The organism is Candidatus Nitrosotenuis chungbukensis (genome assembly GCF_000685395.1).
GTDB classification, from domain to species: Archaea; Thermoproteota; Nitrososphaeria; order Nitrososphaerales; family Nitrosopumilaceae; genus Nitrosotenuis; species Nitrosotenuis chungbukensis.
This window is the reverse complement of sequence record NZ_AVSQ01000012.1, coordinates 15853-39176: the sequence shown is the minus strand read 5'-3', so window position 1 is coordinate 39176 and position 23324 is coordinate 15853. Positions and strand designations below refer to the sequence as shown.

Sequence of the window (23324 nt, the reverse complement as noted above, 5' to 3'; positions counted from 1 at the left end):
CAGTGATTTTATGAATGAAAACGGATGCGGCCGCCGGGATTTGAACCCGGGTAACGGGCTTGGAAGGCCAGCGTACTACCAGACTATACTACGGCCGCACAAGAATGAAACCCCTGCTGCCTACATAAAAACGGTTTTTTCGTATTCGTATAGAACGCGCGCAATGACAACATGTGCCTCAAGAGGGTTGGCATCAACTGAGAGCAAGCTGTCGATTCTTTTCTTTACAGAATCGGAAAAATCTCCCTTTGGAAACGCGCCTACCACAAGGCATGATTCTGAAGTGCAAGTTGCCGCAGCATCATGGTACGAGCTTTCGGTTCCTTCTGAGCTTAGACCAATCACGTTTTCTGGCTTTATTTTGTCAATCAGATCAGAAAACGTCATGTTTTTGATTTCAAGTAATTTTTGCCCGTCTGACTTGATGACTCTTTCTGCAAAGAGTTTTTCCATCAGGCCGGCAAATCTATGATATGACTTTGGAAGGTGCACTCCAGGCTCCACAATTATCACCTTGTCATCAAGCGTATGAACATAAACTGAAACTTCGTCCTCAAAGTAAAGGGGGATTGTACATGCCTCAAGTAAGCAGAAGTGAACCAGATCCGGCCTTCCCCTTTTGATTTCGTTTTTGATTCCCTTCATTGCCCCAAAGTGCCAAGAATTATCAAGTAGTATTTCCGACGGCCTTTTTCCCATTTTTCTTGCATGTGATACGACTGAATTATGATGCTGTAGTTCCTTTGGAACCAGTTCAAGTGATGCTTCTGCAATAACTAGCGATAACATTGCTAAGATTAGGAATTCTCACTTAATTGTATTTGTTTTTTGATTTCTGCCCAGCCTGACTTTTGCGTGTTATCAGTTTTGATCAACCCCGCATTACAGGTGTATTTTGAAAGTCTTTCCTTTACGTATTCATTGCCGCCAAGTCCTGAACCCGGCGCGATTGTAATTGTTGGTGACGGGAAGTTCTGCTCTATCCCACACGTGCCTTCTGGTCTGTCATATTGCCTGTACCATGTAAAGAACTCAAATTTTGATGCGTTTTCTCTGTAAAAGTCGTATGATTCCGCTATGAATTTAGTTTGGGCCTGCTCACTTCCGTTTACAAAATTAGATGTGCTCCAGCTTATCTCAAAGACGCCAATTTTTTTGTCAGGTACTAGTTCTAGCATTTTTTGTAGGTCTTTTTTAGCGTCTTCTGGTGTTCTTGAAATATCGTTTAGTCTGTCTACTGGGAGGTACGTAAATGCCACAAAGTCTCCCGCATCAACATCTGATACGTAGTGGTCTAGGTTTTTGTTTACTATATTATGTAGCGAAAATGCGTTTCCAAACTGGACGTTTGGGTGCTTTTGTTTTAGTTCCGTGTATATGTTGTTAAAGAACTCGTTGTATTGTTCTACGTCGCCGTTAGCGTCATTAAAGTAAGAATCTAGTTCTCCTCCAATTATCACGTAATCAATTATGTCATATCGACTCAAGACTGCATCAAGTGTCTTTACTAGATTTTTTTCAAGTACTGGATCAAGTCCCGGTTCCCCCATCCAGTCAGGGTATGGTCCTGTTATTCGTCCATTTACTACGGAAAAATAGAGCGTTACTGCAAGGCCATTTTGCTTATTTAGGCTCATCATGATGTCAGTATCTTTCCAATTGTATTGATCCTCTTGTGGTTCTATGTGATTCCAAAAAAGATACAGGTTGTTTCTTCCTATTCCTGTAAGCGATGCCTCAGAATACACTTTCTTTAGCTGATCCAGTGTTACCTCTTTTGACGGTGGGTTTATTATAATTCCAAGTTTTTCGTTGTGGCTAACAGAGACAGGCTCAGGAGACAGATTCGATGGGGTGTTTGGTAGTAAGATCAAAACTGCCATTGCTATTGCAATAGCTGCGCCAACGGCTCCAAGAATTTTTTTGTCCACTAGTTTTGCTTTTAAAAAATGATAATAAAAAGTTACGATGCTATTGCCTAGCCGGATGTACAGCCGCTATAGCCACACTCAATGCAGATGCTGCACCCCTCAACGAACACCAGATTGTTCTTGCATGTAGGACAGAGTCTTTCCTCTCTTACTTCCTCTTTGATTGGGCTTTCCATCATTTGCTCATCAGGAATTTTCAGCTCCAGTGCTTTATTGACCTGGCTTCTGACGTATTGGTTCTTGATGCTTTTTGTGATGTATTCTCGCAGGTGAGAGCTTGGCGACACATCAAATGTTTTTTCCGCATTTTCGCTAGTCATGTGTAGCACCTGAGTATGTCTTGATCCATCACGGTATACGGTAATTCCCTTTAGTCCGAGCTCGTGTGCAAGAAGATATGCTGCTTTGACATCTTCAGCTGAAACATCGCTTGGCATGTTGATTGTCTTTGAGATTGCGTTTCCAATCCACTCTTGCCATGTTGCCTGAGCCATCAGGTGGTCAGACCAGTGTATGTCCATTGCGGTGACAAAGATGTTTTGGATCCATTCTGGGATTTCCGGCAGTCCACGAACAGAACCGTAGTTATCTGCAATTTTTGCCAGGAGTTCGTCGCTGTATAGTCCGTTTTCGCGCAGTACCTGTTCGAAGATCTTGTTGGTATAGAAGAAGCGCCCAACAGTTACTCGTTTTTCAAATACAAGTGCAAATGTCGGTTCCATTCCGTTTGTACAGTCTGCAATCATGGAAAGTGTTCCTGTTGGTGCAACTGTAGTGGTAAGTACGTTTCTTATTCCGTGCTTTTGGATATTGGTAATTAGTGCGTCCCAATCGTAATAGTGCTCTGCCTTTGGCTTTTCGTAGTAGCCTGCAACAGGAATCTTGCCTTCCGGATATTCTGTTTTTGAGCACAGATCGAATTCGCTTCGTGATCTTGCAAGTGCGACACTTTCTTCCATGGAATAATATGTTAGTGCCTCAGCAAGTTTTGACTGGAATTCGTATCCTTCTTTTGAGTTGTATGGAATTCTTAGCTTGTACAGGAGATCTGCAACGCCCATTACACCAAGTCCTATTCTTCTTGACTCTTTTGAGGCAGTGTCAATTTCTGGTACAGGATAGTGATTCATGTCTATTACATTGTCAAGGAATCTTGTTGTCTTGCGGATTGTCTCTTCATATCTTTGCCAATCAAATTCGAACTGACCGTCTGCTTTTCTTTTCACAAGATTTGCAAGGTTAATTGATCCTAGATTGCATGACTCGTATGGATAGAGGCTTTGCTCTCCACATGGGTTTGTCGCTCTAAGCGGCATTCCTCTTGCCTTTGCAAACACGTTGTATTTGTTGATGTTGTCAAAGAAAATAAGTCCCGGTTCTGCACTCTTCCACGCAGATAGTGCAATCAAGTCAATTAGCTGATGCGCGTTTATCTCGCGTATTGGTGATCTGTCCTTTGAGCTTCTCAGGGTATACTTGCCGTCTGAGCTGTCCACCACTGCAGACCAAAAGTCCTCCCATATTCCAACACTGACATTAAAGTTCTCAAGTATTCCTGCTTCTGTCTTGTTTGTGATGAATTTCTCAATGTCTGGGTGCCATACTTCGAGGATTCCCATGTTTGCGCCTCTTCTTTTGCCACCTTGTTTTACCACTTCGGTTACGGTGTTGATTATGTTCATGAAGGAAACTGGGCCTGATGCCACACCCGATGTGGATGCAACAATGTCTCCTTCGTGTCTTAGGTCTGAATAGTTGATTCCTACGCCTCCTCCGGATTTGAATATGAGGGCAGCGTCAGATGTTGACTTCATTATGTCGCCCATGTCATCAGGCATGCCAAGTACAAAGCACGCAGATAGCTGGCCTAAACGTCCGCCCGCATTCATCATGGTTGGCGAGTTTGGCAAAAATTCCTGCTCTGTCATCAGAGAATAATACTCTTGTATTCTGTCGGCATAGTTGTCAAACTTTTTAGCTGCAAGCAACGTGAGTACTTCTTTGAAGCTCTTCTTCATTTGTCCCTTGTTTGCAAGATAGACATAGTGGTTGATGAGTCCCCTAAAGTGCCACTTGTTCAGATAATAGTTCCCAATCTTGAACTTGTAATCAAAGTCGTCAAGCTTTGCAAGATATTTTTTAGCTTCCTCGGCGTCTTGAGTTATCCCTCCCTCCCTTGAGAAGACCTCATTATCGTACATTATATCTCCAAGTGCGACGAGGACTGCTACTCTCTCAAACATTTGGCCAGGGCTTTCAGTGATTTCATTTTTGTTGTTCCTCATCAGATATCTTGATGCCAAAACTCGGAGGCAGTTAAGATCGAATGTCTTTGCAACGTTGTCAAGCGATTTAGTGTTTAGGACTTTCATCTTGTCTTCCCTTACTTTTCTTCGCTCATGTCGGTACAAAATGTAGGACTTGGCAATTTCGCCATAGCCCTTTTCAATCAAGGTAGATTCAACCATGTCCTGCACATCCTCCACTGACGGCGGATGTGATGCTGAAAATCCCTGCTGTATTAGCTTGTTTAATACGCCATTTGTAAGATCCTCCGCAATTTTGCGGTCTGCCTTACCTGTTGCGACTAGTGCTTTATAGATCGCATTTGTAATTTTTTCTTTGTTAAAGTTGGTTATTCGGCCATCTCTTTTCTTAACGTCAATGATCGAACTCTCTATTTGTGAAAAATCGGTTGTCATATTGCTTCCCCTCAGTAGGTAATATCAGTTTGAATATAACTGTGATTACCAAAAAATTCAGATTTTAGCTCAACAATGTTTACACCGTTACGAGAAATTTCACAATAGTCAGTCGTGGATCTGAAAACGAAATCAGTTAATTTCATACAAGATCGTTTTGCCAACTATGATTAGCTTTTATTCCATAAAGATAGGTTTTGCGGATTTCAGATTCAGCTTACTATGTACGGAGACTTGCACAAAGGGCACTTGTCAAAGAGTTTTTCGTCTTTGAATCCACAGTTTCCGCAGATTGGGACCTCTTTGAGCGGTCTAAACGAACCTACCAGATCGCCTGCCTTTTCTATTGACTTTTTGATTTCCTCTATTTTGGCATCCTTCTCGAATTTGAGCTGTATGAGCAACCCTCCGTTTAGGATTTTTGCCATCTTGTTGGCCTCGACGATTTTGTCTGTTTTGACGCTCATCGAGCCAAGTTCTGAAGCGTTAAGAACAACCCCTTCTGAGTAGTTCTCCCCGTCAAGGGATCTGTTAACTGACATCTTGCCATATTTTTCTCCGTCAAGTGATCCAAATCTTGATGTTCCGTCACTTTCAGTCATTGTAACTACGACTAGATCTCCCATCTCTTTTCCCTTCTTTTCTGCCACGTCTACTGCGGTTTGGATGACTTTGTAGATTATTTCTTGTCCTTCCTTTTGATCGTTGTAACCAAGTATGTTGAATACGGCCTCGTGCAATCCCACCAAATTCACAACTAGGCATACAGAGCTTCTCTGCATGTATTGTGTATTTGCTGCAAGTACTGGATTTAGTCCTCGTCTGGTAAGATCGGAGATGTCTTTTTTGCGAAGCGACATTGCAGAAAGTGCAGGCTTCATCATCAGCGCAAGGCGCGCTCTAAAGTAAGTCTCGTCTTTGTTTGATTCAAACGCAAGTCTTGGCAGGTTGATCGTAAGAGACTGTAAGTTGATCGATGATGTGCTGTTCTTTGCTTTGACTCGTATTATTCCGCTGTATGAGGTCTCATCCTTTGAAAACTGTACTTTGCCTCCAAGAGAGATTATTTCTGCAATTATGTCTGAGACGTCTACGATTTTGCCGTTTGTATAATCAATTATGAGGCCGATCTGCGGGACTGGCGTCATTTTGATATAATTTTTGTATGCTGAAAGAATCGCTTGCACGATTTTTGGTTCCAGGCCAAGCTGAATCCTAAACGACACCAGAGTTGGCTCTTTTGTATACTTGGAAGAGACTGACGATGTTGCAAATGCGCCGACCAGTTTTTCTTCAAGTTCGGTTATGTTTTTTGCATATTTTAGGCAAATTTGCACTAGGCCATCCATGATTACCTCCCTTGATGCTTCCTTTGATGCAAGAGACAGCATCATGGATAGGGACGACATGAGGTTATCCAGTGTCTTGATTGTGGCTATTCTTGTCACGCCTAGGAATTTCCCTTTGAGGTCAATTCCGTCCTCGATTAGCTCTTTTAAGTTAAAGAATATTGTATCTGGAAGTAACGACCAGATTCCAGGATTTGATATGTGTATATCACCAGAAAGATGGGAATCTGCAACATCCTTTGGTAGCGTATTTAGGATTAGGTTTTCTGCAAATACGGTCTGTCCTGCTTTAAAGAACAGCCCCTGTGCGCCGTTGTCGACATTGTCCACATTGGTTATCATCTCTTGTACATCAAAAACAGGCATTCCAAGCCTTGCAAGCTTGTTTCGGTATTCTTCATGACCATGCTCAAGTAGCACAGAGTTGACCATTTCACGAATAAGTGAGCCTGTAAGATAGGTAGTTTGGTACTTGTAAATTCGATTTTCTACCTCTTCGGTGATTTTTTGTGCCAGCTCCAATGGAAGGCTTCCTTCTCGGACTAGCGATTGAATGATCTTGTGTGAATTAAATTCCTCAATTGAGTCGTGTGAGGTTCGGACATACATCTTGCCGCTTTCTATAATGGAGCGTTCTTCGATTTGTCTTGCAAGACTTAGGACAAGTTTTCCCAGATTTGTTATGGTGTATCTTCTTTCAGATTTATTGAGTGCGACAAGCGACTGTCTCAATAATTTTCTTAAATGGTAAGCAAATTTGCCGCTTTCTTTTTTTGATTTGAATCCGGCAAGTGATTTTAATTCAGAGTACGTCAGTGGACCCTTTGAGTTTAAGATTCTCAAAATGTCAATTCTATTAGGACTTGCCATGACAGAGAAGATCATTCTAACGCGTTTTGACGTAGATTGTAAAATTCCCCCACCTTTCTTCGGATCCATTGCACCGGTGGTAAGCTCTATGCTCATGACTATGACTAGAGATCGGGACTAAATAAGATTTATGACTGGATCCTCACCAAACTTTTTGATCAGTTTTTCTGTACATCCATGGAAAACTCTGATGTTGAAAGTGTTTGGCCGCAGGAAGGACATTTGTTGTTGTAATGCTTCATGACATCTTTGATCGACTTTAGCATTTTCATATTAGAGATCTTGTTTCCACACTTACCACATATTACATCAACTGACAATGAAAGTCAAGTTTTTTTGAAACTATTAAGAATCCTTTTCGAAATTTGTTAATTACTCGGTAAATTTGATTTACTGCTTTTCTAGAAGAATTCCACGATCGTCGTATCCGACAATCTTTACTTTTGATCCAATTGGAAGATTGGACGGTGAGGCAATTCCCCCTAAAAATCCTGAAATTCTAAGATCATAGTTGTCTATGTTCATCACAACCCAGGCGTATGGAGTATATTTTTCGAAGCCTGCCGGCGGAACCGTAATTATCGTATATGTTGCAACTGTGCCTATTCCATCAAGCAGCTTGCTTTCAAACTCCTTGTGCCCGCATTGTTGGCAGAAATAGACAGTTGCCAAATGCAGGTTTCCGCACTTTGTGCATTTTCTTGCAAGTATTTTACCTGAGTTTACTGCATCTATGAATTCTTGTTTATTTGACAATGTCTTACACGCTTTTGAACAAGTGAACGGCGCAGCTTGCTCCGGTTGCACCAAAATTATGGGTTAATCCTATATGTGCATCTTTGACTGTACGCTCTCCTGCTTTTCCTGTCAGTTGCTCAAAAGCCTCAACTACTTGTCCTACTCCAGTAGCACCGATTGGATGGCCCTTTGACTTTAGTCCGCCAGATGGGTTAATTGAAATCTCACCATTAAGCAATGTTCTTCCATCGCGAATTGCCTGTACTCCTTGGCCTTTCTCAAAGAATCCAAGATCTTCAGTATCAACAATTTCGGCAATTGTAAAGCAGTCATGTACCTCAGCAAAGTCGACGTCCTTTGGAGTAATTCCGGCCATTTTGTATGCTGCTTGTGCTGCTAGCCTTGTACTTGGAATGGTAGTCATGTGTTCACGTCCTTGCAGGGTTGCAGGTGAACCACCCCTGCCGGATCCTATCACTTCCACATAATTTTTTGAATGAGCCTTTGCAAATTTTTCATTGCATATTATTACTGAGCTTGCGCCATCAGAAAACGGGCAGCAGTCATACAGCTTTAGCGGACTTGCCACTACTGCTGATTTCATTACATCGTCAATTGTTATTCTCTTTCGGAGATGAGCCTTTGGGTTTAGAAAACCGTTAGCGTGGTTCTTTACTGCAACCATTGCAAAGTCTTCTTCCGTTGCCTTGAATTCTGTAAGATATGCGCGAGCCATCGATGCAAACAGCCCTGGGAATGATGCACCTGCACCACCCTCATAAAAGAAATCAGAACAGTATGAAAAGTAAGTAGTAGTCCACTCAGTGCCAGTGTGGGTTACTTTTTCCACTCCGGTAACCAAGACTGCATCGTAAAAACCTGCAGCAACATTTGCATATGCTTCTCGGAATGATACAGATCCACTTCCACAGGCAGACTCGATAGAAAGAGATGGCTTTTCGGAGATTCCCAAGTTGCTCATGATTACAGGTCCAAGGTGAACTTGTTTGTCTGCTACACCAAAAACGTTTGATATGTAACCTGCATCAATTTCTTTTGGTTCAATTCCAGCACTTTCAATTGCGGCAACTGAGGCTTGAATAGTAATATCGGTAATGCTATCGTCTAACTTTCCATATTTTGTGCTTCCAGCACCAAGAACGCAAACCTTTTCCACAAGACTCCCTGACCAAGTCCATATAAAAATTCTTCAACAATTTTTAATGTGGACATATTGAACAATGTGATTTTGACAGAAAAGTCTATTCAAAAAAGAAAAGATCGGCGAAACATCACCAAGCCTACAAAACGCCGAATTGCATCACTAAAAACCGAGATCATGCAATATTTTGACAATAATGGCTATCTTTCATGGTCTGCAAGCAAAAAGAAGTACATCATTTTGGGTTCAAACCAGCCAAAGGACGGTCTTGTAAAATGTCCGTCATGTCACGTTGGAAAGCTGATCGTCATACGATCAAGGAAAACGAAAAAACGTTTCATTGGATGCTCCAATTACTATAATGGCTGCAAAGCATCATCGCCGCTATTACAAAAGGCAATGCTGCGTGCAACAAAAATTCCATGCGAGTCGTGTTCATGGCCATTGGTAGTTTTTCGATACTCTAGAAAGCAAAAATGGACAAAGCAGTGCTCCAACATTAATTGCCCCAGCAGAAAATCTAAAGCTTGAGATCAGAATAGATATCGGTTCTTCTGTTTTGTAAAAGGGGAAGTGATTTCCTTGTCTCTTTTACTTTGGGAATAGAAATTTCTACCATTCCTATTCCTTGTTTCTTTTTCATATCAAGTAAAATTTTTCCATATGGATCTATAACTAGACTTCTTCCACAATAGATGTTTCCAACTTGATCTGGCGCAATAATGTAGCATCCATTTTCTATTGCACGTGTCTTGTTAATTGTAAGCCAGTGTTCTTCTTTCATTTTTCCCTTAACCCATGCAGAGGGAACAACTAAAATTTCGGAGCCAGAGGAGGCCAAGATGCGCGACATTTCAGGAAATCTCAGATCATAGCAGATTAGCATTCCTAATTTACCGATTGATGTCTTTATCGGAACTGAAATTTTGGAGCCTGGTTCTAATTTTTTTGACTCTTTGAACCCAAGTGCATCATAAAGATGAATTTTTCTGTATGTTGATTTTATTATTCCAGATTTGTCAACTAGAAATGATGTGTCGTACACTCTGTCCTTCTTTTTGCTTTTTTCATATATTGTACCTATGACTTCAATTGAGTTTTTCTTTGCAGCATCTGCAACAGTACTAACAAAATTTCCGTTGATTGTCTCTGCTTGTAATGCTAGCTCCCTTGGAGATTGTCGTGAAGTCGTGTAAAACATCATAAATTCTGGAAATGCACAAAGATCGGCTCCACGACTTGCAGCTGTGTTGATAAAATTAACAATTCGCTTGAGGTTTTTGTTTTTGTCCGTGGATGCTTTGAATTGTATCACCGCTACTTTTGTCATAGATTTACCACAACTAGTGAAAATAAAAAGAATGGTATCTAAAGCTGGCTTCCTGCCATATACCAGTTTTCCTTAGGATTGTCTTCAAAGACTACAATTACGTGGCTTTCTTTTGTTTTCAGAATTTCTACGGCCGATTTTGTAATTGCCTTCGCATATTCCTCTTTTTGTTGCTGTGTTCTGCCAGGATACATTGATACTGTAATTATTGGCATGAGTTGGTTCTTCCTATGTTTGATTTATTCCTATTAGTAGTCGTCTCTCTTCCAGCCATATCTTGATGGGTTTCTTGTGCCGTACGTGAATTCTGATCCGTGCATTTTTTTGTACAAAAACCCGGTCGCAAGTCCTATTACAAACCCACCTATGTGTGCAAGATAAGCTACGCCGCCAGCGCCAAATCCAAATCCCCCAACAAAAAGCGGAAGGAGGTTTTGAAAGACGAGCCAGAACGGTAAAAACCACTTTGCCGGAATGTGCGACATTCTTGTAAAGAATCCCATTATGACAAGTGTCATTATTTTGGCCCTTGGAAACATTATGAGATATGCACCAAGCACTCCTGAAATTGCGCCAGACGCTCCAACTGCAGGAATCGGGCTGTTTAGATCTCCTACAATATGGACTAGTCCTGCAACTATCCCCCACATGAGATAAATTCCAAGATACTTGAGTCTGCCAAATTTTAGCTCAATGTTATCCCCAAATATCCACAAAAACAACATGTTGCCTCCAAGGTGCATTATTCCACCATGAAGGAAGGTAGAGCTCAATAATCCAAACAGCGACATATCGGGGCAAGACACTCGTATGGATTCTATCGAGATGCTGCTCTCCCCTGCAATACACGCAGGAACCGCACCCCAGTTGTAGAACAGTGTTGCGGCACGTTGATTACTAAACTCAAAGAATTGACCGGTATACGCCACCTCAAAGAAGAACACTATCACGTTTACCGCAATAAGGGCATACGTCATTTTCGGTTTGAAGCCGGGCGGTTTTGGATTTTCGTCCCTTATTGGAAGCATGAATTAGTGAAAAGAAGAGATTGTATAATAATGTAAATCAGGTTTGTGTATTTTCTGAATACTACACTTTGATTATTCCCTGTGTGATCAAATACTGGATTCCCTGCACAAAGTCGGAGTCGCCGATTGTGCCTTCTGCCCACCATTTTGCGTTGTTTTTGATCCAAGATGGGATGGTTTGTGAGGTGCCAGAGCCGGACTGGGCGTTTGGTATTTTCATTATTCCCTGCTTTATCAGATACTGGATTCCCTGCACAAAGTCGGAGTCGCCGATTGTGCCTTCTGCCCACCATTTTGCGTTGTTTTTGATCCAGGATGGGATTTGATAGTCGGGAACCGGTTGGCCCGTCTGACCTGACTTGCCTATGGCAAAAGTAGAACTTCCAATTCCCTGATACGTCGTAAGTTCGTCTAAGCCATGATCAAATATGCCAAGTGTAAATTTGTAGTTGCCCTGAGAAGGAAACTTGAACTCTTGAATGTCTATTCCTTCTGAGGAAAGTATTCCTGGTTTTTGTGGATCATTTCCATAGTTTTCTATTAGAACCTTGCCTGAGCTGTCCTCTATCCTAAATCCGTGTCTGACAAACTTCAAGAGTTCACCGTTTGGATCAAAGAAGGAAATTTGTAGTGGAATCGTGTCTCCTGCTCCAAGGTTAGCGTCGTATGATATCTTGGCAGTCGCTCCAGAATTAAGTTTTACATCAAAGGTATTTTTTGCCACTGTGGACATGGGTGCAACTGTAAACTCCATTGTTTTTGTACCAGCGGGGAGCGTTTTTGCTATTTTGAGAATGTCCTCCTTGTTTATCAGAAAATGCAGAATTGACGTTCCTTCGATAGAATAAGGATCTAAAATCAACATGCGCCCTACTGTTGGCACGCCACTTACCCTACCGTCATACGCAGTCGTATCGGTGAATTCTTTGAAGGCCTTTGGTATCCTTACTTCCTGATGTACAAATATTGGTTGGTCTCCAATTCTTTTTGCATCCCAGTTAAATGGCATCGAAAACGAGATGGATTTTTTTGTTTCATCAAATTTGAAGTTATTTATTTTGTCATAATATGAGATTATTGAGGCATCGTATGACTTTCCGTTGTATGTGATTTTTTGGTTGGAGATGTCGCCAACGCTAAGCCATGAGTTGAATGTTTTGACATTACTTTCTGCAAATATGTTCTGGTCGTAATCAATTCCAAAAATCTTGATTTCAAAGTGATACAGGCCAGAGTCTAGTAGTACAGGTGCATGTACGTCAACTCTGTCATTGAATCCAGTCCACGCGCCTGGGATTTGAGGTACTTCATCGCCGTATATTACCACGTTATTTACGTCCACCTTAGTCGGTACTATTTTGAGCGTTAGTTCCCCGTAATGTGCATGAAACAGATTTCGCAGTAAAAGCTTGTCATCTTTCCAGACTGAAATAAAATACGACGTGTGTGGTACAGATTCGTTTGTTTTTGCATCAAACAGTCTAAGTTGCACATAGGTATCACCGATTGTTTCCTTTGTTAGAATTGGCGGGCTAATTTTGATGAAAAGTGCAGCTTGCCTGTCTCCAAAGCTCGCAGGCGGGAGGTTTTCTTGTGTTAGCCCATCCCCGTATGCATTGAACTGCGCAATTGAAGACATTTGAGATAATAACAATGTAGCAAAAACAGCTGCAAGTGTTCTTTTAGAATTCAATGCACTGAAGCAATTTTGTAGATATTTAACTTTTAAGAAGATTTGAGCTATTGAAAATCATGAATTGATTTGCGGTTTTACAATGTGTAACGATATGGCATGATCATCCAACAATGCCCCCACTCCCACAGATATGCTCTTTATGCGGATCACAATTTTTCCAAGATCTTTGTTGTCAAGATCATATTTTTTAGCCAATACGGACTTTACTTTCTGCTCTGTGTCAGAGAGCTCGTTTAGCGTAGAGGGCAATGTTATATCAAGTGGTTTTCGAAACGATTCCTTTGGAATTTTATTCGTAAAGTCTTGTATTATGTAAAACGAAATCTTTTCCTGGGCCACTTCATGCGGAAGTGTAGATAAGGCATTGGCAGTATAGAATACTTGAACGTCAAGCAAATTTAGTGCATCTTGTGAATAGTCAGATACGATTTGCTCATTGTCAAAGCCTCGCAGTGAGTCAATGGGAATCCTTACTATTACGAATCCCTCAACAATTTCTTTTGTTGCGATTCCAAATATGTCCTTGATATTTTTACACGTTATACCGGTTGATTTTTCGGCATCAAGAGTCTTTAAAATCGCATTTGATGCAGGGCCGTCATCTATTACGGCATTCCAGAAAATATTGACCTCGTAGTTTTTCTTGTTTAGTACACTGATCGCAGTGTCATAGTGGCCCGGTCGTAGAGGGCCGCTGTCATCTGGAATTGAGCCGCAGACAAATTTTGCAGCATATGTTATGTCCTGAATGCCAGATTTTGTACTAGTTGCGTTTTGCGCAAACGCATAATCCGTTGTTTGGAAGACTATGAAAAGTGAAAGTATCCCAAAAAACAGATAATAAGATTTATTCAAACTCATTTTATGTTGTTGCGCATAACCAATCATTATAATGTTAGGATTGCGAAATATGAGAATTTGAGTAAGTTATTAATACAATCATGAGTGATTTTGACTGATGAAGTATTTTGCCGCATTATTTTTGTTGCCTTTTCTAGTATTGCCTGCGTTTGCTGATCAGTTTCAGTCACCTACTGACAAGGGCACGCTACTTGTGTCAATATCCACAGATCCTACAAAGCCAGTACTTGGGGATCTAACAAAATTAAAAATTGATTTCATAAATCCAAAAACAAACAACATTCAGGAACACATTGACTACAAGGTAACAGTCACAAAGGACGGAATTCCAGTTTTTGGACCAATACCACTAACTCATACTTCGGAAGGCGCGGTTACAATTCCAGTACAATTCAAAGAAAATGGAGAGCACAAGATAATTGTCGATATTGAAGGGATATTGTTTCAGCCAATACCATCAGAGACAGTAACATTTACCGAGGTAATTGACGATGCTTCAGTCAAGGCTACAGATGAGGATGGATCATGCATAATTGCAACTGCCGCATACGGGTCTGAGCTTGCATCACAGGTTCAGCTGCTCAGGGAGGTAAGAGACAATGTGTTGTTCAGTACAGATTCTGGAACAGGCTTCATGCATGCGTTCAATGCACTCTATTATTCATTTAGTCCCGCTGTTGCAGATGCAGAACGACAGAGCCCCATTTTCAAGGAGACCGTAAAATTGGCAATAACGCCAATGCTGTCTACACTATCAATACTAAACTATGTCAACATAGACTCTGAGGGGGAGATGCTAGGATATGGGATTGGAATAATCCTGCTAAATGTCGGGATGTACTTTGTTGTTCCAGCCATAGTAATATCAAAAATACGAAATTTTAGAAAATAATTCATGTCTAGATGGTAATTTGGATAAGGATTTTTATTGGTCTCTGCTAGGATTAAACCAATGAAGACAATAGTCATAGGCTCTATCTTTGTATTAGTTGCCCTAATGGCAGTAGCACCAGCAGTTTTTGCTGACCACGCTAAAGAGACTGTAAGCATCACTCCTGGATCATCAGCCCCAGGATGCGAAGCAACCAACAACTGTTACGATCCAAGCGAAGTAACTATCGATGTTGGCGGCGAAGTCACTTGGTCAAACGACGACACTGCTGCACATACTGTCACAAGCGGCGATATCAGACAAGATGGACCGGACGGACACTTTGACAGCGGCCTCTTCATGGCAGGAAAAAGCTTCACATACAAATTTGAAGAAGCTGGAGAATTTCCATACTTTTGCCAAGTCCACCCCTGGATGACAGGCATGGTGATTGTGCAAGAGGCTCATGGTGAGGACGGATCAGAAGATGGTGATCATGCGATGGCAATGTCAGCTGACGGTTCAGTCGCTGTAGGAATTAGTTCCGGTGTGCCAACAGAAGGTGACGAATTATCTCTTGAGATAGAATTCACCGACGCTGACGGCAATGCAATAGATCATGTCAATTACGACATTATTGCAACACAAGACGGAAACCAGGTTCTTTCTGAATCTGGTCTACACTCACACGATGGGTTAGCCGACTTTACAACAAGCGCATTAAGATCGGATAGTCCAGTAGATGTACAAATCAAAATACTCGGACTTGGACTTCCAGATGATCAAGCAAACTGGGAAGGTCCAATGGGTGAAACCATATCAGTTCAGGTAGTACCTGAATTCGGTCAAATTGCAATGATGATTCTGGCAGTTGCCATAGTAAGCATTGTTGCTGTCACTGCAAGATCTAAAGTAATTCCAAGACTTTAGAATTCTTATTTTCTTTTTACCATTGCAACTACTGCAAGTATTACGCCCGCTGCTCCAAGTGCAAGGCCAAATACTCCAAAGTCGTACGCCTTGGAAAGATCTATGCCATTGCCTCCAGCAACGTTGCCAATTTTTGATTTGATTTCTGTGACATCCTTTTGGAGTGATGACATGGCGTTCTTTAATGCGCCCACGTCCTGACCGGACGATGAACTTGGAGGAAATGCAAGAATATCGGTGCTCCCTACATCCTCAATTTGTATTTCCTGATTTATTGGTACGCCATTTAGTGTTCCCTTAAGCCCAATTATGAGTGAGCCAGTCTTAGTTGGAATGATTTTTGCATAATAATTTCCAGGCTTTGCATCAGAGAGAATTTCTAGTGTTTTTGTGAGGCTACCAGATTTTACAGTGGACTCCAAGTCCCTAAACGAATTTGCTATAGGAGTAGTGACTCCGCCTCCCTCGTCTTGGCTGAATTCAAAGGTTATTGCGTTTTGAATCCCAACTAGCGGTGGCTCTTCCTTCCAGCCTACCTCAATGACGTATTGTTCTACAGTAACTGTCTTGTGTGCATATGCAGAGTAAAAGCCAAATCCTAAAACAAATATGAGAAGCAATGCAAAATGACTTTTCATAATAATCATTAGTCCAAATCATGTTATTATCTTTATGCAAGAGTGGTAGAACTACTAAAGTGGTAATTTGTTTAAATTAGCAAAAGCACTATCAAAAGTAAATTGAAAAAACTTCTGATCATTCCGTTTTTGCTCATAATTTCCAGTATGCCTTTTGCATATGCACATCCAGTCATTACCAACTCGGATCCTGCTCAATCATCAAGTGTTTCAGCTGGAGTTAATCAGATCGTAATCCATTACTCAGAAGTAATAGAAATCGAGTTTAGTGCAATCAAAGTATTTGACAGTAGTGGAAATCAGATAGACAACAAGGACACAAAATACGTTGGTAGCGAATCTACACTTGCAGTTACCACCCCCCCGCTTAAAGATGGAATCTACACCGTTACAAGCAAGGTTCTCTCCAAAGTTGACGGGCACTTGGTAGATGAGGCGTTTGTATTTGGTGTTGGCGACGTATCTGTTCCTCCTCCAAAACCACGAGACATAACAGAGTCAACATACTTTCCAGAAGCTGGAGCAAGACTACCAGGAATTATAGGGCAGGTCATAGTGCTTGGATCCGTAATATCTTCTGTCATAATATGGGGCACAATGCGTAAAAAGAGATTCATAAAGGATAATCTCTCCGAATTGCAGAAATTCTATCAGGCCAAGTTTTCTTCGATTATCGGAATTGGCTTGTTTTTAGTTTTTGCATCAAATATTTTGATGCTTGTCGTACAAACATTACGCCTCCAAGCATCTGCTTCTGTGGTATTACAGACGTCATTTGGTTCAATATGGATAATCAGAATGGCGATAACCGTAGTTTTACTTGCAGCTTGGTTTTTGATAGAAAGCAAATCAAATGTTTCAAATAAAAAACAGATTTTGTTACTAGGGTTGTCCCTGATGCTGATTAGCACTACGACAATAATTGGCCATGGTGCTGCAAGCGAGCAAATTTCTGCAATCATAATTGATTATGCACATAGTTTGATTGCATCAGTTTGGATTGGCGGTGTGATCTTTTTTGGATTCATTTTGCTTCCCGCCTTATCAAGATTAGACGGCAACAAGAAAGAGATCGGCGCATTACTGGCCATTCCGAGATTTTCATCAATGATAGTCATCTCACTTGGAGTCTTGATAATTACAGGACCTGCGCTTTTGTGGCTGTTAGAAGACGATGTTGTGCTGCTCAGTCAGTCTTCTTACGGGTTTTTGATAATGGCAAAAATTGGAGTGGCCTCCATCATGGCAGCACTTGGCGGATATAATCAGTTCAAACTACAAAAATCTGCAGAAAAAGACATCAAATCAGATACGATTAGCATACATAGAAAACTTGGAAGATCATTAAAGACAGAGGCAGTGCTTGGTGTAATTCTGCTTGGTCTAGTTGCACTGTTAACTAACTCGTCCCTTCCTACCAGCCAGGCTCAGCAGATTCAACAGGTTACCTATGGTTTTCAAACATCAGAGTTTTCCGAAAATGCAAGGTTTGACATCAATATCGATCCATTTGCAAGTGGTTCTAATACAATTGTCATATCTGTTTTTGATTCTGATGGGAATCCCCTGGCAGATATGGATGACTTGATGCTAAAGGTTTCAAATCCGCAAAGAAATATTGCTCCAATTAATATTCCAATTAGTAAGATTTCAGAGAAACAAAACGAATACCAAGGCAACCTAGCGTTTGGCTTTTCAGGAAACTGGAATATCGAAATAGAGGCAAAAAGAAAGGATCATGCAAATGAGAGCATCGGCTTTTCAGTAGTGATAAAGCCCCACGTATCTGAGCTAAAAACACAGATAACTGAATATGACGTGCCAGTAAAGGATGCAGGAATACTTTATCCCATATATGATGGCAGAGACACAATTTGGATTAGTGATTCATCGCAGCCTCGCCTGTGGAAATTTTCCTTAGAAAGTAAGCAATTCAAATCATACACGTTTGAGGGGGGCAAGACTACCGTATTTCTCAAATTAGCCTCTGATGGATTGGTGTGGTTTACCGACACGCCCGACTCTAAAATAGGATATTTTGATCCAGTAACAGAAAAATTCCAAATAATTTCGTTGCCAACAAAATCAATTCCAATTTCCTTGGAAACGGATCTTGAGGGAAACGTCTGGATTGCACTCGTAGACCAGAATATGCTGCTAAAATACGATCCTTCGACAGGTCAATTTGAGGAACACGAGATTCCAACAAGCTCATCAGGACCTGCTGCACTTGCACGAGATGCAAGTGGAAACATTTGGTTTGCTGAAGCACAGGGAGGAAAAATAGGTGTAATTGAGCCCCAAAGTGGAAAGATCAGAGAGTTTGCCCCGGACGGACTTTTGGGAGAACCCTTTGCGTTGTTCATTGATTCAGAACAGAATGTATGGGTATCAGAGCACGTAGGCTTGAACATAGTCAAGTTCAACCCACTTCTTGAAACATTCGAAAAGATCCCAGTAGTTGATCCACAGGCTGCACCGTTTGGCATGACATCGGACAAATTTGGCAACATTTGGCTTGCGCAGCACACAGTGGACAAGTTAGGCGTGTATGATCCTACCAGAAATGAATTTTCCGAGGTAAACATTCCTACAAGAACATCGTTTACGCAGTTTGTAACCTCAGATAAGGATGGGAATGTCTGGTTTGTCGAACAGCGCGGAAACAAATTAGGAACTGTGGTAATCTCCGAGGTCCCGAACCAAAGTACTATACAGGAACAGCCGACAATTAGTCTCAGATACTCTGAGATCGCAGCTCCACTAATGACAGTTGGAATAATTGTAACATCGTTATTTTTTGTAAAAAGCGTGCGTGATAAAAGAAGATTAGACGCATTAATCGAGTAAACATTGGAAATTAGTTTGTTCTTTTCGAACGACATTGCGGTATTATTCCACTTTTCACTAGTTTACTTGTATGCCCAGTCCTAGTGAACCAAAAAAAGGTGCAGGCTACTTTGCAAGTCGACTAAAAGAAAAAGGCATAGATCAGCAAGAGATATCAAAGGAGTCAACGATACAGTCCGATGAAAATCTCCCAAATCCAAAATACGGCCAAATATTTGAGGAGAGTAGCAAGTCAATTGCTGCAATGGCAGGAGACATGAATGAGACTGCCAAGCTTGTATCATCAATGAAAGAAGGACTTGAAAGAGTAAGAAAGGTTGCCAATTTGGCAGATGTCGGCAATCCGTTGTGTGATCCGTTTGGCTCCTGTAGTTATAATGGAGTAGACTTTACACCGAAACCTTCGACTAATTCTGAGCAGAGTTTGACTCTGGATGAACTAGGTGCATCAATTCTAGAATCAAAAAATAATGGCGAGCAAATAAACGACGAGCAAGTTGGAGATGACGTGTCAGAATATACGACTGATACATTATCAAACCTAAAGTTTGATGCAGATTCGATAAAAAATGAATTGCAGGAATTCAAAGACAGTATAAAACAAAAAGAGACAGAGATTGTTGAATTCAGAACAAAACTAAATCAAGCTAGGCTACATGCAAAAGAGTTTACAAGTGCAGATTTTTCAACAAGTGAGTCCAGAAATGGAATAATTCAGGATGTAAACCATCATACACCAAATACAGAGTTTGATATCGCAACTTCCAGTCAAGTAATGGATATGGATTCAATACAAAATGATGATCAAGATCTTGGCAAACTATCAAAAATACAACGGGAAATAAAAGACGAAGAGAAAAAACTGTTCGAAATAAGATGGAAAACGAAAAAGGCAGAATCAGAATATGAGGATAAAAGGGCTGCAAAGGAAGAGCTTGAGGACGTGAGAGACGAGGTCAGCAAGTTAGAAGAAAAAAGAGATCATCTAAGAGACGAAGTTAAAAAATTAGAAAACCAAAACAAAGAGCCAAGGCAAGAACTAAGAGAGTTAGAGCAAAAGATAGTTCAGGCAAAAAAAGAATATGAGGATAAAAGGGCTGCAAAGGAAGAGCTTGAGGACGTGAGGACGATTTTAGATTATCTGAAACTGGACAGAGATGCTTTCAAATCTGATTTGGAGGAATTAAGGGCAAAAATCAAAAAGGCAGAATCAGAATATGAGGATAAAAGGGCTGCAAAGGAAGAGCTTGAGGACGTGAGACTTTCAGTTTCTATGTTAAAGGCAGAAAAAGAAACGCTCATGACAAACCTTGAAGAGATACGCGCAAAAATCAAAAAGGCAGAATCAGAATACGAGGATAAAAGGGCTGCAAAGGAAGAGTTTGGCGAATTTAACGCTGCCCTAACTCACTTAAAATTAGAAAAAGAATTGCTTGTAGCTGAACTGGATGATTTGAAGATAAGAATCAAAAAGGCAGAATCAGAATATATGGAAAAAAAGACAGCAAATGAAAGTTTAGCAGAGGTAAGAGAAGTCTTGACATACTTAAAACCAGAAAGAGATTCTCTCAAGATGGAGTTGAATCACTTGCGGAATAAAATAGAAAAACTCGAAGAGAGCTATGATGAGATAAACTCCAGAAAAAGAGGAATTCAGATGGAGTATGACGATTTGAAATACAGATTCAAAAAATTGGAATCTGAGTATGAAGATAAAAAGAACTCTCTTAGGCTTCGCTAGGAAGTTTTTGTATAGATTTTGATTTTCCTAGAACGTTAACATGTTTGAGTAACAGCGTACCAACTAGCATGGATACGGATATCATAACAATTACGCCTGAAGGAGCCAAATCAAGATAGTATGATAAAATTATTCCGCTTACAACGGAGCTGACTGACATTGATACTGATAGTGCTACTGTTTTTTTGAATCCCTTACCAAACATAATTGCAGTGATGTTTGGCAGTACAATTAATGCAGAAATGAGCAGTATCCCTACCAGACGCATGGATGTGATTACGGTAACACTTGCCAAGACTACAAAAACATAATTTAGCCTGTCTGTGTTGATGCCACTTACTTGGGCTTGCTCCTCATCAAATGTTAGATGTAACAATTGTTTTCGTAAAGCAACAAGAGTTGCAACAACTCCACTACTTATTCCGAGTATGAGTAACATATCCTCAGTACTAATCAGCAAAATGCTGCCAAAAAGAAAGCTAAATAGATCAACTTTGAATCCGCCTGAGGCGCTAATCAGCAACACGCCAATTCCAAGACCAGACACTAAAAGAACGGCAATTGCGGCATCGCCGGAAATTTTGGCACTTTTTCTAAGCTTCGTTATGCCCAATGCACCCAAAACAGATACGGCAAATGCAGTCCATAATGGATAGATTCCAGTAAACAAACCAAGCGAAATTCCACCAAAGGCCATATGGGAAAGCGCGTCTCCGAAAAGAGAATAGCGTCTCAAGACGAGAAACATTCCCATTAAAGAGCAAATTATTGAGATTGCAGCTCCTGCTATCAGTCCCTTTTGGATGAAACTGTAACCGAGAATTTCAAGATTCATTTTTAATTATGATCATGCATGTGCATTTGCATTGCAGATTCCGCGTATGTTTTTAGCAGTTCCTTATTTGAGAAGAATTCTTCTTTTTCTCCATGGAAGAATAATTTCCTATTCATGCATGCGACTCTGTTTGCAAGCTTTGATATCGCCTCTAAATCATGAGACGACCAGACAATTGTAATCTTGTTTTCGGTGTTTATTTTTTTTAAGACATTGTAAAACTTGTTTTGCGCATCTGCGTCCACACCAGTTACTGGTTCGTCTAATATCAGAAGTACTGGATCTTTTACCAAAGCCTTTGCAATAAAGACACGTTGGAGTTCTCCTCCAGAGAGATCACCTATTCTCCTGTCCTTTAATGATTCCAATCCTGCCGTTTTTAGGCATTCTAGAACCTTGTCGCTGTCCTTCCCCACTTTTTGATATAATAGGTTCCAGGAGTAACCACAATTCTTTAACAATACTGCTCCTTTGCGTAATTTTTTTTCTGGGATTAATCCCATTGACACCACTTCTGATACGGTGGCAGGAAAATTTGGCTCAAAGCTAACTTTTTGTGAAACATAGCCGATCAGCGGAAGAAGCGGTTGATAATCTGCCTCATCGTATCCAAATAGCTTGATTTTCCCACTGTGGTTTTGCAGTCCTATTATGGCCTTAAACAGGGTAGTCTTGCCTGCTCCGTTTGGGCCCACTATTCCAAGTAAATCACCTTCCTTTACGTCAAAATTAATCTTATCCACTGCTAAATGGCCATTGTATTTTATGGAAACGTCAGAGACTTCTAATACATTCATTGGCATTCAAGTCCAATCTTTAGATTTTGTACGTTCTCATTCATTTTATCCAAATATGTAACACCGTCAATCATTTCTTTGTCTGTTAATCCCTCCAATGGACTGAAGATTAAAACTTGTGCATCGGCTTCTTCGGCAAGAGCAGTTGCAAGTTTTGGATCTACCATCTCTTCTGAATATATTTTCTTGATTTTATTCTTTTGAATGAAATCAACAAATTCCTTAAGATCGGCGGCAGTTACTTCGGACTCCGGTGATATTCCAGATAGTGGAAAAGTTTTCAATCCATATCTATTAGCAAAATAAGAATATGCGTCATGAAACGGCATAAAGGTATCTTTTTTGCAATCGGATAATTCCGTTTGGATTTTGGAATCTAGTTCGTCTAGCTTGCCGCTGTAGGCATTTGCATTATCTTCATAGTATTTTTTATTATCCGGATCAGCGTCAATCATAGCATCTTTGATCATCATCACCTGATGTTTTGCAAGAACCGGATCTAGCCACACGTGTGGATTATACACAGTATGATCATCGGATTCCTTTTGATGTACGTCATCTGTTTTTATGAGATTTATTCCCCTTGTTGTTTCAACAAATTTTACATTACGGTACTCGCCAGAGTCAATTAATTTATCAACAAAGGGTTCCATCCCTACGCCGTTGTAAACAAGAATATCGGATCCCTTGAGGTCAAGTATGTCACTTGTGGTCGGTTCCCAGTCATGTGGTTCGACTCCAAACGGAATAAAAGTTGAAACTTCAGCCCTGTCACCCGCCACGTTTTTTGAAAACTCGTAAAGTGGATAAAAAGAGGCAATTACTCTTAGTTTTGCTGGTTTTTCTTCCTGCGGCGAAACATCTTGTTTAGGGCCGTTTTCACCAATGACTGTTACAATTGATATGATTACAACAATCGCGATGCCCAAACCGATTATCATTGGCTTTTTCACATGATTTTATGCGTATGATTATTAATAAATCTATAAAAAATT

20 protein-coding genes and 1 tRNA gene are annotated in these 23324 nt (G+C 40.7%); 5 read left to right on the top strand and 16 right to left on the bottom strand.

What is annotated here, in order from left to right:
• Positions 1-25 precede the first annotated feature (25 nt).
• The 7 genes from NKMY2_RS02985 to NKMY2_RS02955 all read right to left on the bottom strand — a co-directional run bounded on the left by NKMY2_RS02985 (position 26) and on the right by NKMY2_RS02955 (position 8767).
• Positions 26-98, bottom strand: a tRNA-Gly gene (locus NKMY2_RS02985).
• A 22-nt stretch (positions 99-120) separates the two neighbouring features.
• The gene (locus NKMY2_RS02980) at positions 121-789 is read right to left on the bottom strand and encodes a ribosome biogenesis protein (protein WP_042684372.1); all 669 of its coding nucleotides are present in this window, start codon (positions 787-789) and stop codon (positions 121-123) included.
• Positions 790-797: 8 nt separating this feature from the next.
• On the bottom strand, positions 798-1931 hold the full coding sequence (locus NKMY2_RS02975; protein WP_042684370.1) for a glycoside hydrolase family protein: 1134 nt from the start codon (positions 1929-1931) through the stop codon (positions 798-800).
• A gap of 47 nt (positions 1932-1978) precedes the next feature.
• On the bottom strand, positions 1979-4633 hold the full coding sequence (locus NKMY2_RS02970; RefSeq protein WP_042684368.1) for an adenosylcobalamin-dependent ribonucleoside-diphosphate reductase: 2655 nt from the start codon (positions 4631-4633) through the stop codon (positions 1979-1981).
• A gap of 212 nt (positions 4634-4845) precedes the next feature.
• Positions 4846-6948 (bottom strand): anaerobic ribonucleoside-triphosphate reductase, encoded by a 2103-nt coding sequence (gene nrdD / locus NKMY2_RS02965; protein ID WP_081781862.1) that lies wholly within the window; start codon positions 6946-6948, stop codon positions 4846-4848.
• A gap of 294 nt (positions 6949-7242) precedes the next feature.
• Positions 7243-7608: a Zn-ribbon domain-containing OB-fold protein gene (locus NKMY2_RS02960; protein ID WP_042684366.1), complete on the bottom strand. Its 366-nt coding sequence runs from the start codon at positions 7606-7608 to the stop codon at positions 7243-7245.
• 4 nt (positions 7609-7612) lie between these two features.
• Positions 7613-8767 (bottom strand): thiolase domain-containing protein, encoded by a 1155-nt coding sequence (locus NKMY2_RS02955; protein WP_042684363.1) that lies wholly within the window; start codon positions 8765-8767, stop codon positions 7613-7615.
• 72 nt (positions 8768-8839) lie between these two features.
• Between NKMY2_RS02955 and NKMY2_RS02950 the strand changes: the two genes are divergently transcribed.
• On the top strand, positions 8840-9283 hold the full coding sequence (locus NKMY2_RS02950; RefSeq protein ID WP_238549754.1) for a topoisomerase DNA-binding C4 zinc finger domain-containing protein: 444 nt from the start codon (positions 8840-8842) through the stop codon (positions 9281-9283).
• On the opposite strand, the gene NKMY2_RS02945 is transcribed toward NKMY2_RS02950, so the two are convergent.
• The 5 genes from NKMY2_RS02945 to NKMY2_RS02925 form a co-directional block, all read right to left on the bottom strand.
• Positions 9273-10082 carry a carbon-nitrogen hydrolase family protein gene (locus NKMY2_RS02945; RefSeq protein ID WP_042684362.1) on the bottom strand — a complete coding sequence of 270 codons (810 nt, stop codon included), beginning with the start codon at positions 10080-10082 and terminating at the stop codon, positions 9273-9275. The two genes, NKMY2_RS02950 and NKMY2_RS02945, sit on opposite strands and share 11 nt — an antisense overlap.
• Before the next feature lie 38 nt (positions 10083-10120).
• Positions 10121-10297, bottom strand: a complete 177-nt coding sequence (locus tag NKMY2_RS02940) for a tautomerase family protein (RefSeq protein WP_042684360.1) — start codon at positions 10295-10297, stop codon at positions 10121-10123.
• A 33-nt stretch (positions 10298-10330) separates the two neighbouring features.
• A complete protein-coding gene (locus NKMY2_RS02935; RefSeq protein ID WP_042684357.1) occupies positions 10331-11110 on the bottom strand; it encodes a rhomboid family intramembrane serine protease in 780 nt (259 codons plus the stop codon).
• A 61-nt stretch (positions 11111-11171) separates the two neighbouring features.
• The gene (locus NKMY2_RS02930) at positions 11172-12803 is read right to left on the bottom strand and encodes a hypothetical protein (protein ID WP_042684354.1); all 1632 of its coding nucleotides are present in this window, start codon (positions 12801-12803) and stop codon (positions 11172-11174) included.
• Positions 12804-12860: 57 nt separating this feature from the next.
• Positions 12861-13667, bottom strand: coding sequence for a hypothetical protein (locus tag NKMY2_RS02925; RefSeq protein WP_157832431.1), 807 nt, complete (start codon positions 13665-13667; stop codon positions 12861-12863).
• A gap of 97 nt (positions 13668-13764) precedes the next feature.
• Between NKMY2_RS02925 and NKMY2_RS02920 the strand changes: the two genes are divergently transcribed.
• Both NKMY2_RS02920 and NKMY2_RS02915 read left to right on the top strand, forming a co-directional pair.
• Positions 13765-14559, top strand: coding sequence for a CFI-box-CTERM domain-containing protein (locus tag NKMY2_RS02920; protein ID WP_042684352.1), 795 nt, complete (start codon positions 13765-13767; stop codon positions 14557-14559).
• Positions 14560-14619: 60 nt separating this feature from the next.
• Positions 14620-15468, top strand: a complete 849-nt coding sequence (locus NKMY2_RS02915) for a PEFG-CTERM sorting domain-containing protein (protein ID WP_042684350.1) — start codon at positions 14620-14622, stop codon at positions 15466-15468.
• 5 nt (positions 15469-15473) lie between these two features.
• Here the strand turns inward: NKMY2_RS02915 and NKMY2_RS02910 are convergent, their stop codons facing one another.
• A complete protein-coding gene (locus NKMY2_RS02910) occupies positions 15474-16106 on the bottom strand; it encodes a hypothetical protein (RefSeq protein ID WP_052347477.1) in 633 nt (210 codons plus the stop codon).
• A 102-nt stretch (positions 16107-16208) separates the two neighbouring features.
• Here NKMY2_RS02910 and NKMY2_RS02905 point away from each other — a divergent pair, with 102 nt between their 5' ends.
• Together NKMY2_RS02905 and NKMY2_RS02900 are read left to right on the top strand one after the other, a co-directional pair.
• Positions 16209-18956, top strand: coding sequence for a virginiamycin B lyase family protein (locus NKMY2_RS02905; RefSeq protein ID WP_042684345.1), 2748 nt, complete (start codon positions 16209-16211; stop codon positions 18954-18956).
• 70 nt (positions 18957-19026) lie between these two features.
• Complete coding sequence (locus NKMY2_RS02900) at positions 19027-20697, top strand: coiled-coil domain-containing protein (protein WP_042684342.1); 1671 nt, start codon at positions 19027-19029, stop codon at positions 20695-20697.
• On the opposite strand, the gene NKMY2_RS02895 is transcribed toward NKMY2_RS02900, so the two are convergent.
• Genes NKMY2_RS02895 through NKMY2_RS02885 form a run of 3 tightly spaced genes read right to left on the bottom strand, consistent with a single transcriptional unit; the run spans position 20684 to position 23282 of the window.
• Positions 20684-21532 (bottom strand): metal ABC transporter permease, encoded by an 849-nt coding sequence (locus NKMY2_RS02895; RefSeq protein WP_177316505.1) that lies wholly within the window; start codon positions 21530-21532, stop codon positions 20684-20686. The genes NKMY2_RS02900 and NKMY2_RS02895 overlap by 14 nt on opposite strands.
• Before the next feature lie 2 nt (positions 21533-21534).
• Positions 21535-22329, bottom strand: coding sequence for a metal ABC transporter ATP-binding protein (locus NKMY2_RS02890; protein WP_076613375.1), 795 nt, complete (start codon positions 22327-22329; stop codon positions 21535-21537).
• The gene (locus NKMY2_RS02885) at positions 22326-23282 is read right to left on the bottom strand and encodes a metal ABC transporter substrate-binding protein (RefSeq protein ID WP_052347476.1); all 957 of its coding nucleotides are present in this window, start codon (positions 23280-23282) and stop codon (positions 22326-22328) included. The genes NKMY2_RS02890 and NKMY2_RS02885 overlap by 4 nt, the downstream gene beginning before the upstream one ends.
• Positions 23283-23324: the final 42 nt, after the last annotated feature.

What these genes read in the sequence shown, in the direction of transcription:
- NKMY2_RS02970 (WP_042684368.1), bottom strand. Translation starts at nt 4,633, where the DNA reads ATGACAACCGATTTTTCACAAATAGAGAGTTCGATCATTGACGTTAAG.
- NKMY2_RS02940 (WP_042684360.1), bottom strand. Translation starts at nt 10,297, where the DNA reads ATGCCAATAATTACAGTATCAATGTATCCTGGCAGAACACAGCAACAA.
- NKMY2_RS02900 (WP_042684342.1), top strand. Translation starts at nt 19,027, where the DNA reads ATGCCCAGTCCTAGTGAACCAAAAAAAGGTGCAGGCTACTTTGCAAGT.
- NKMY2_RS02935 (WP_042684357.1), bottom strand. Translation starts at nt 11,110, where the DNA reads ATGCTTCCAATAAGGGACGAAAATCCAAAACCGCCCGGCTTCAAACCG.
- NKMY2_RS02910 (WP_052347477.1), bottom strand. Translation starts at nt 16,106, where the DNA reads ATGAAAAGTCATTTTGCATTGCTTCTCATATTTGTTTTAGGATTTGGC.
- NKMY2_RS02890 (WP_076613375.1), bottom strand. Translation starts at nt 22,329, where the DNA reads ATGAATGTATTAGAAGTCTCTGACGTTTCCATAAAATACAATGGCCAT.
- NKMY2_RS02920 (WP_042684352.1), top strand. Translation starts at nt 13,765, where the DNA reads ATGAAGTATTTTGCCGCATTATTTTTGTTGCCTTTTCTAGTATTGCCT.
- NKMY2_RS02895 (WP_177316505.1), bottom strand. Translation starts at nt 21,532, where the DNA reads ATGAATCTTGAAATTCTCGGTTACAGTTTCATCCAAAAGGGACTGATA.
- NKMY2_RS02945 (WP_042684362.1), bottom strand. Translation starts at nt 10,082, where the DNA reads ATGACAAAAGTAGCGGTGATACAATTCAAAGCATCCACGGACAAAAAC.
- NKMY2_RS02980 (WP_042684372.1), bottom strand. Translation starts at nt 789, where the DNA reads ATGTTATCGCTAGTTATTGCAGAAGCATCACTTGAACTGGTTCCAAAG.
- nrdD (WP_081781862.1), bottom strand. Translation starts at nt 6,948, where the DNA reads ATGAGCATAGAGCTTACCACCGGTGCAATGGATCCGAAGAAAGGTGGG.
- NKMY2_RS02915 (WP_042684350.1), top strand. Translation starts at nt 14,620, where the DNA reads ATGAAGACAATAGTCATAGGCTCTATCTTTGTATTAGTTGCCCTAATG.
- NKMY2_RS02925 (WP_157832431.1), bottom strand. Translation starts at nt 13,667, where the DNA reads ATGAGTTTGAATAAATCTTATTATCTGTTTTTTGGGATACTTTCACTT.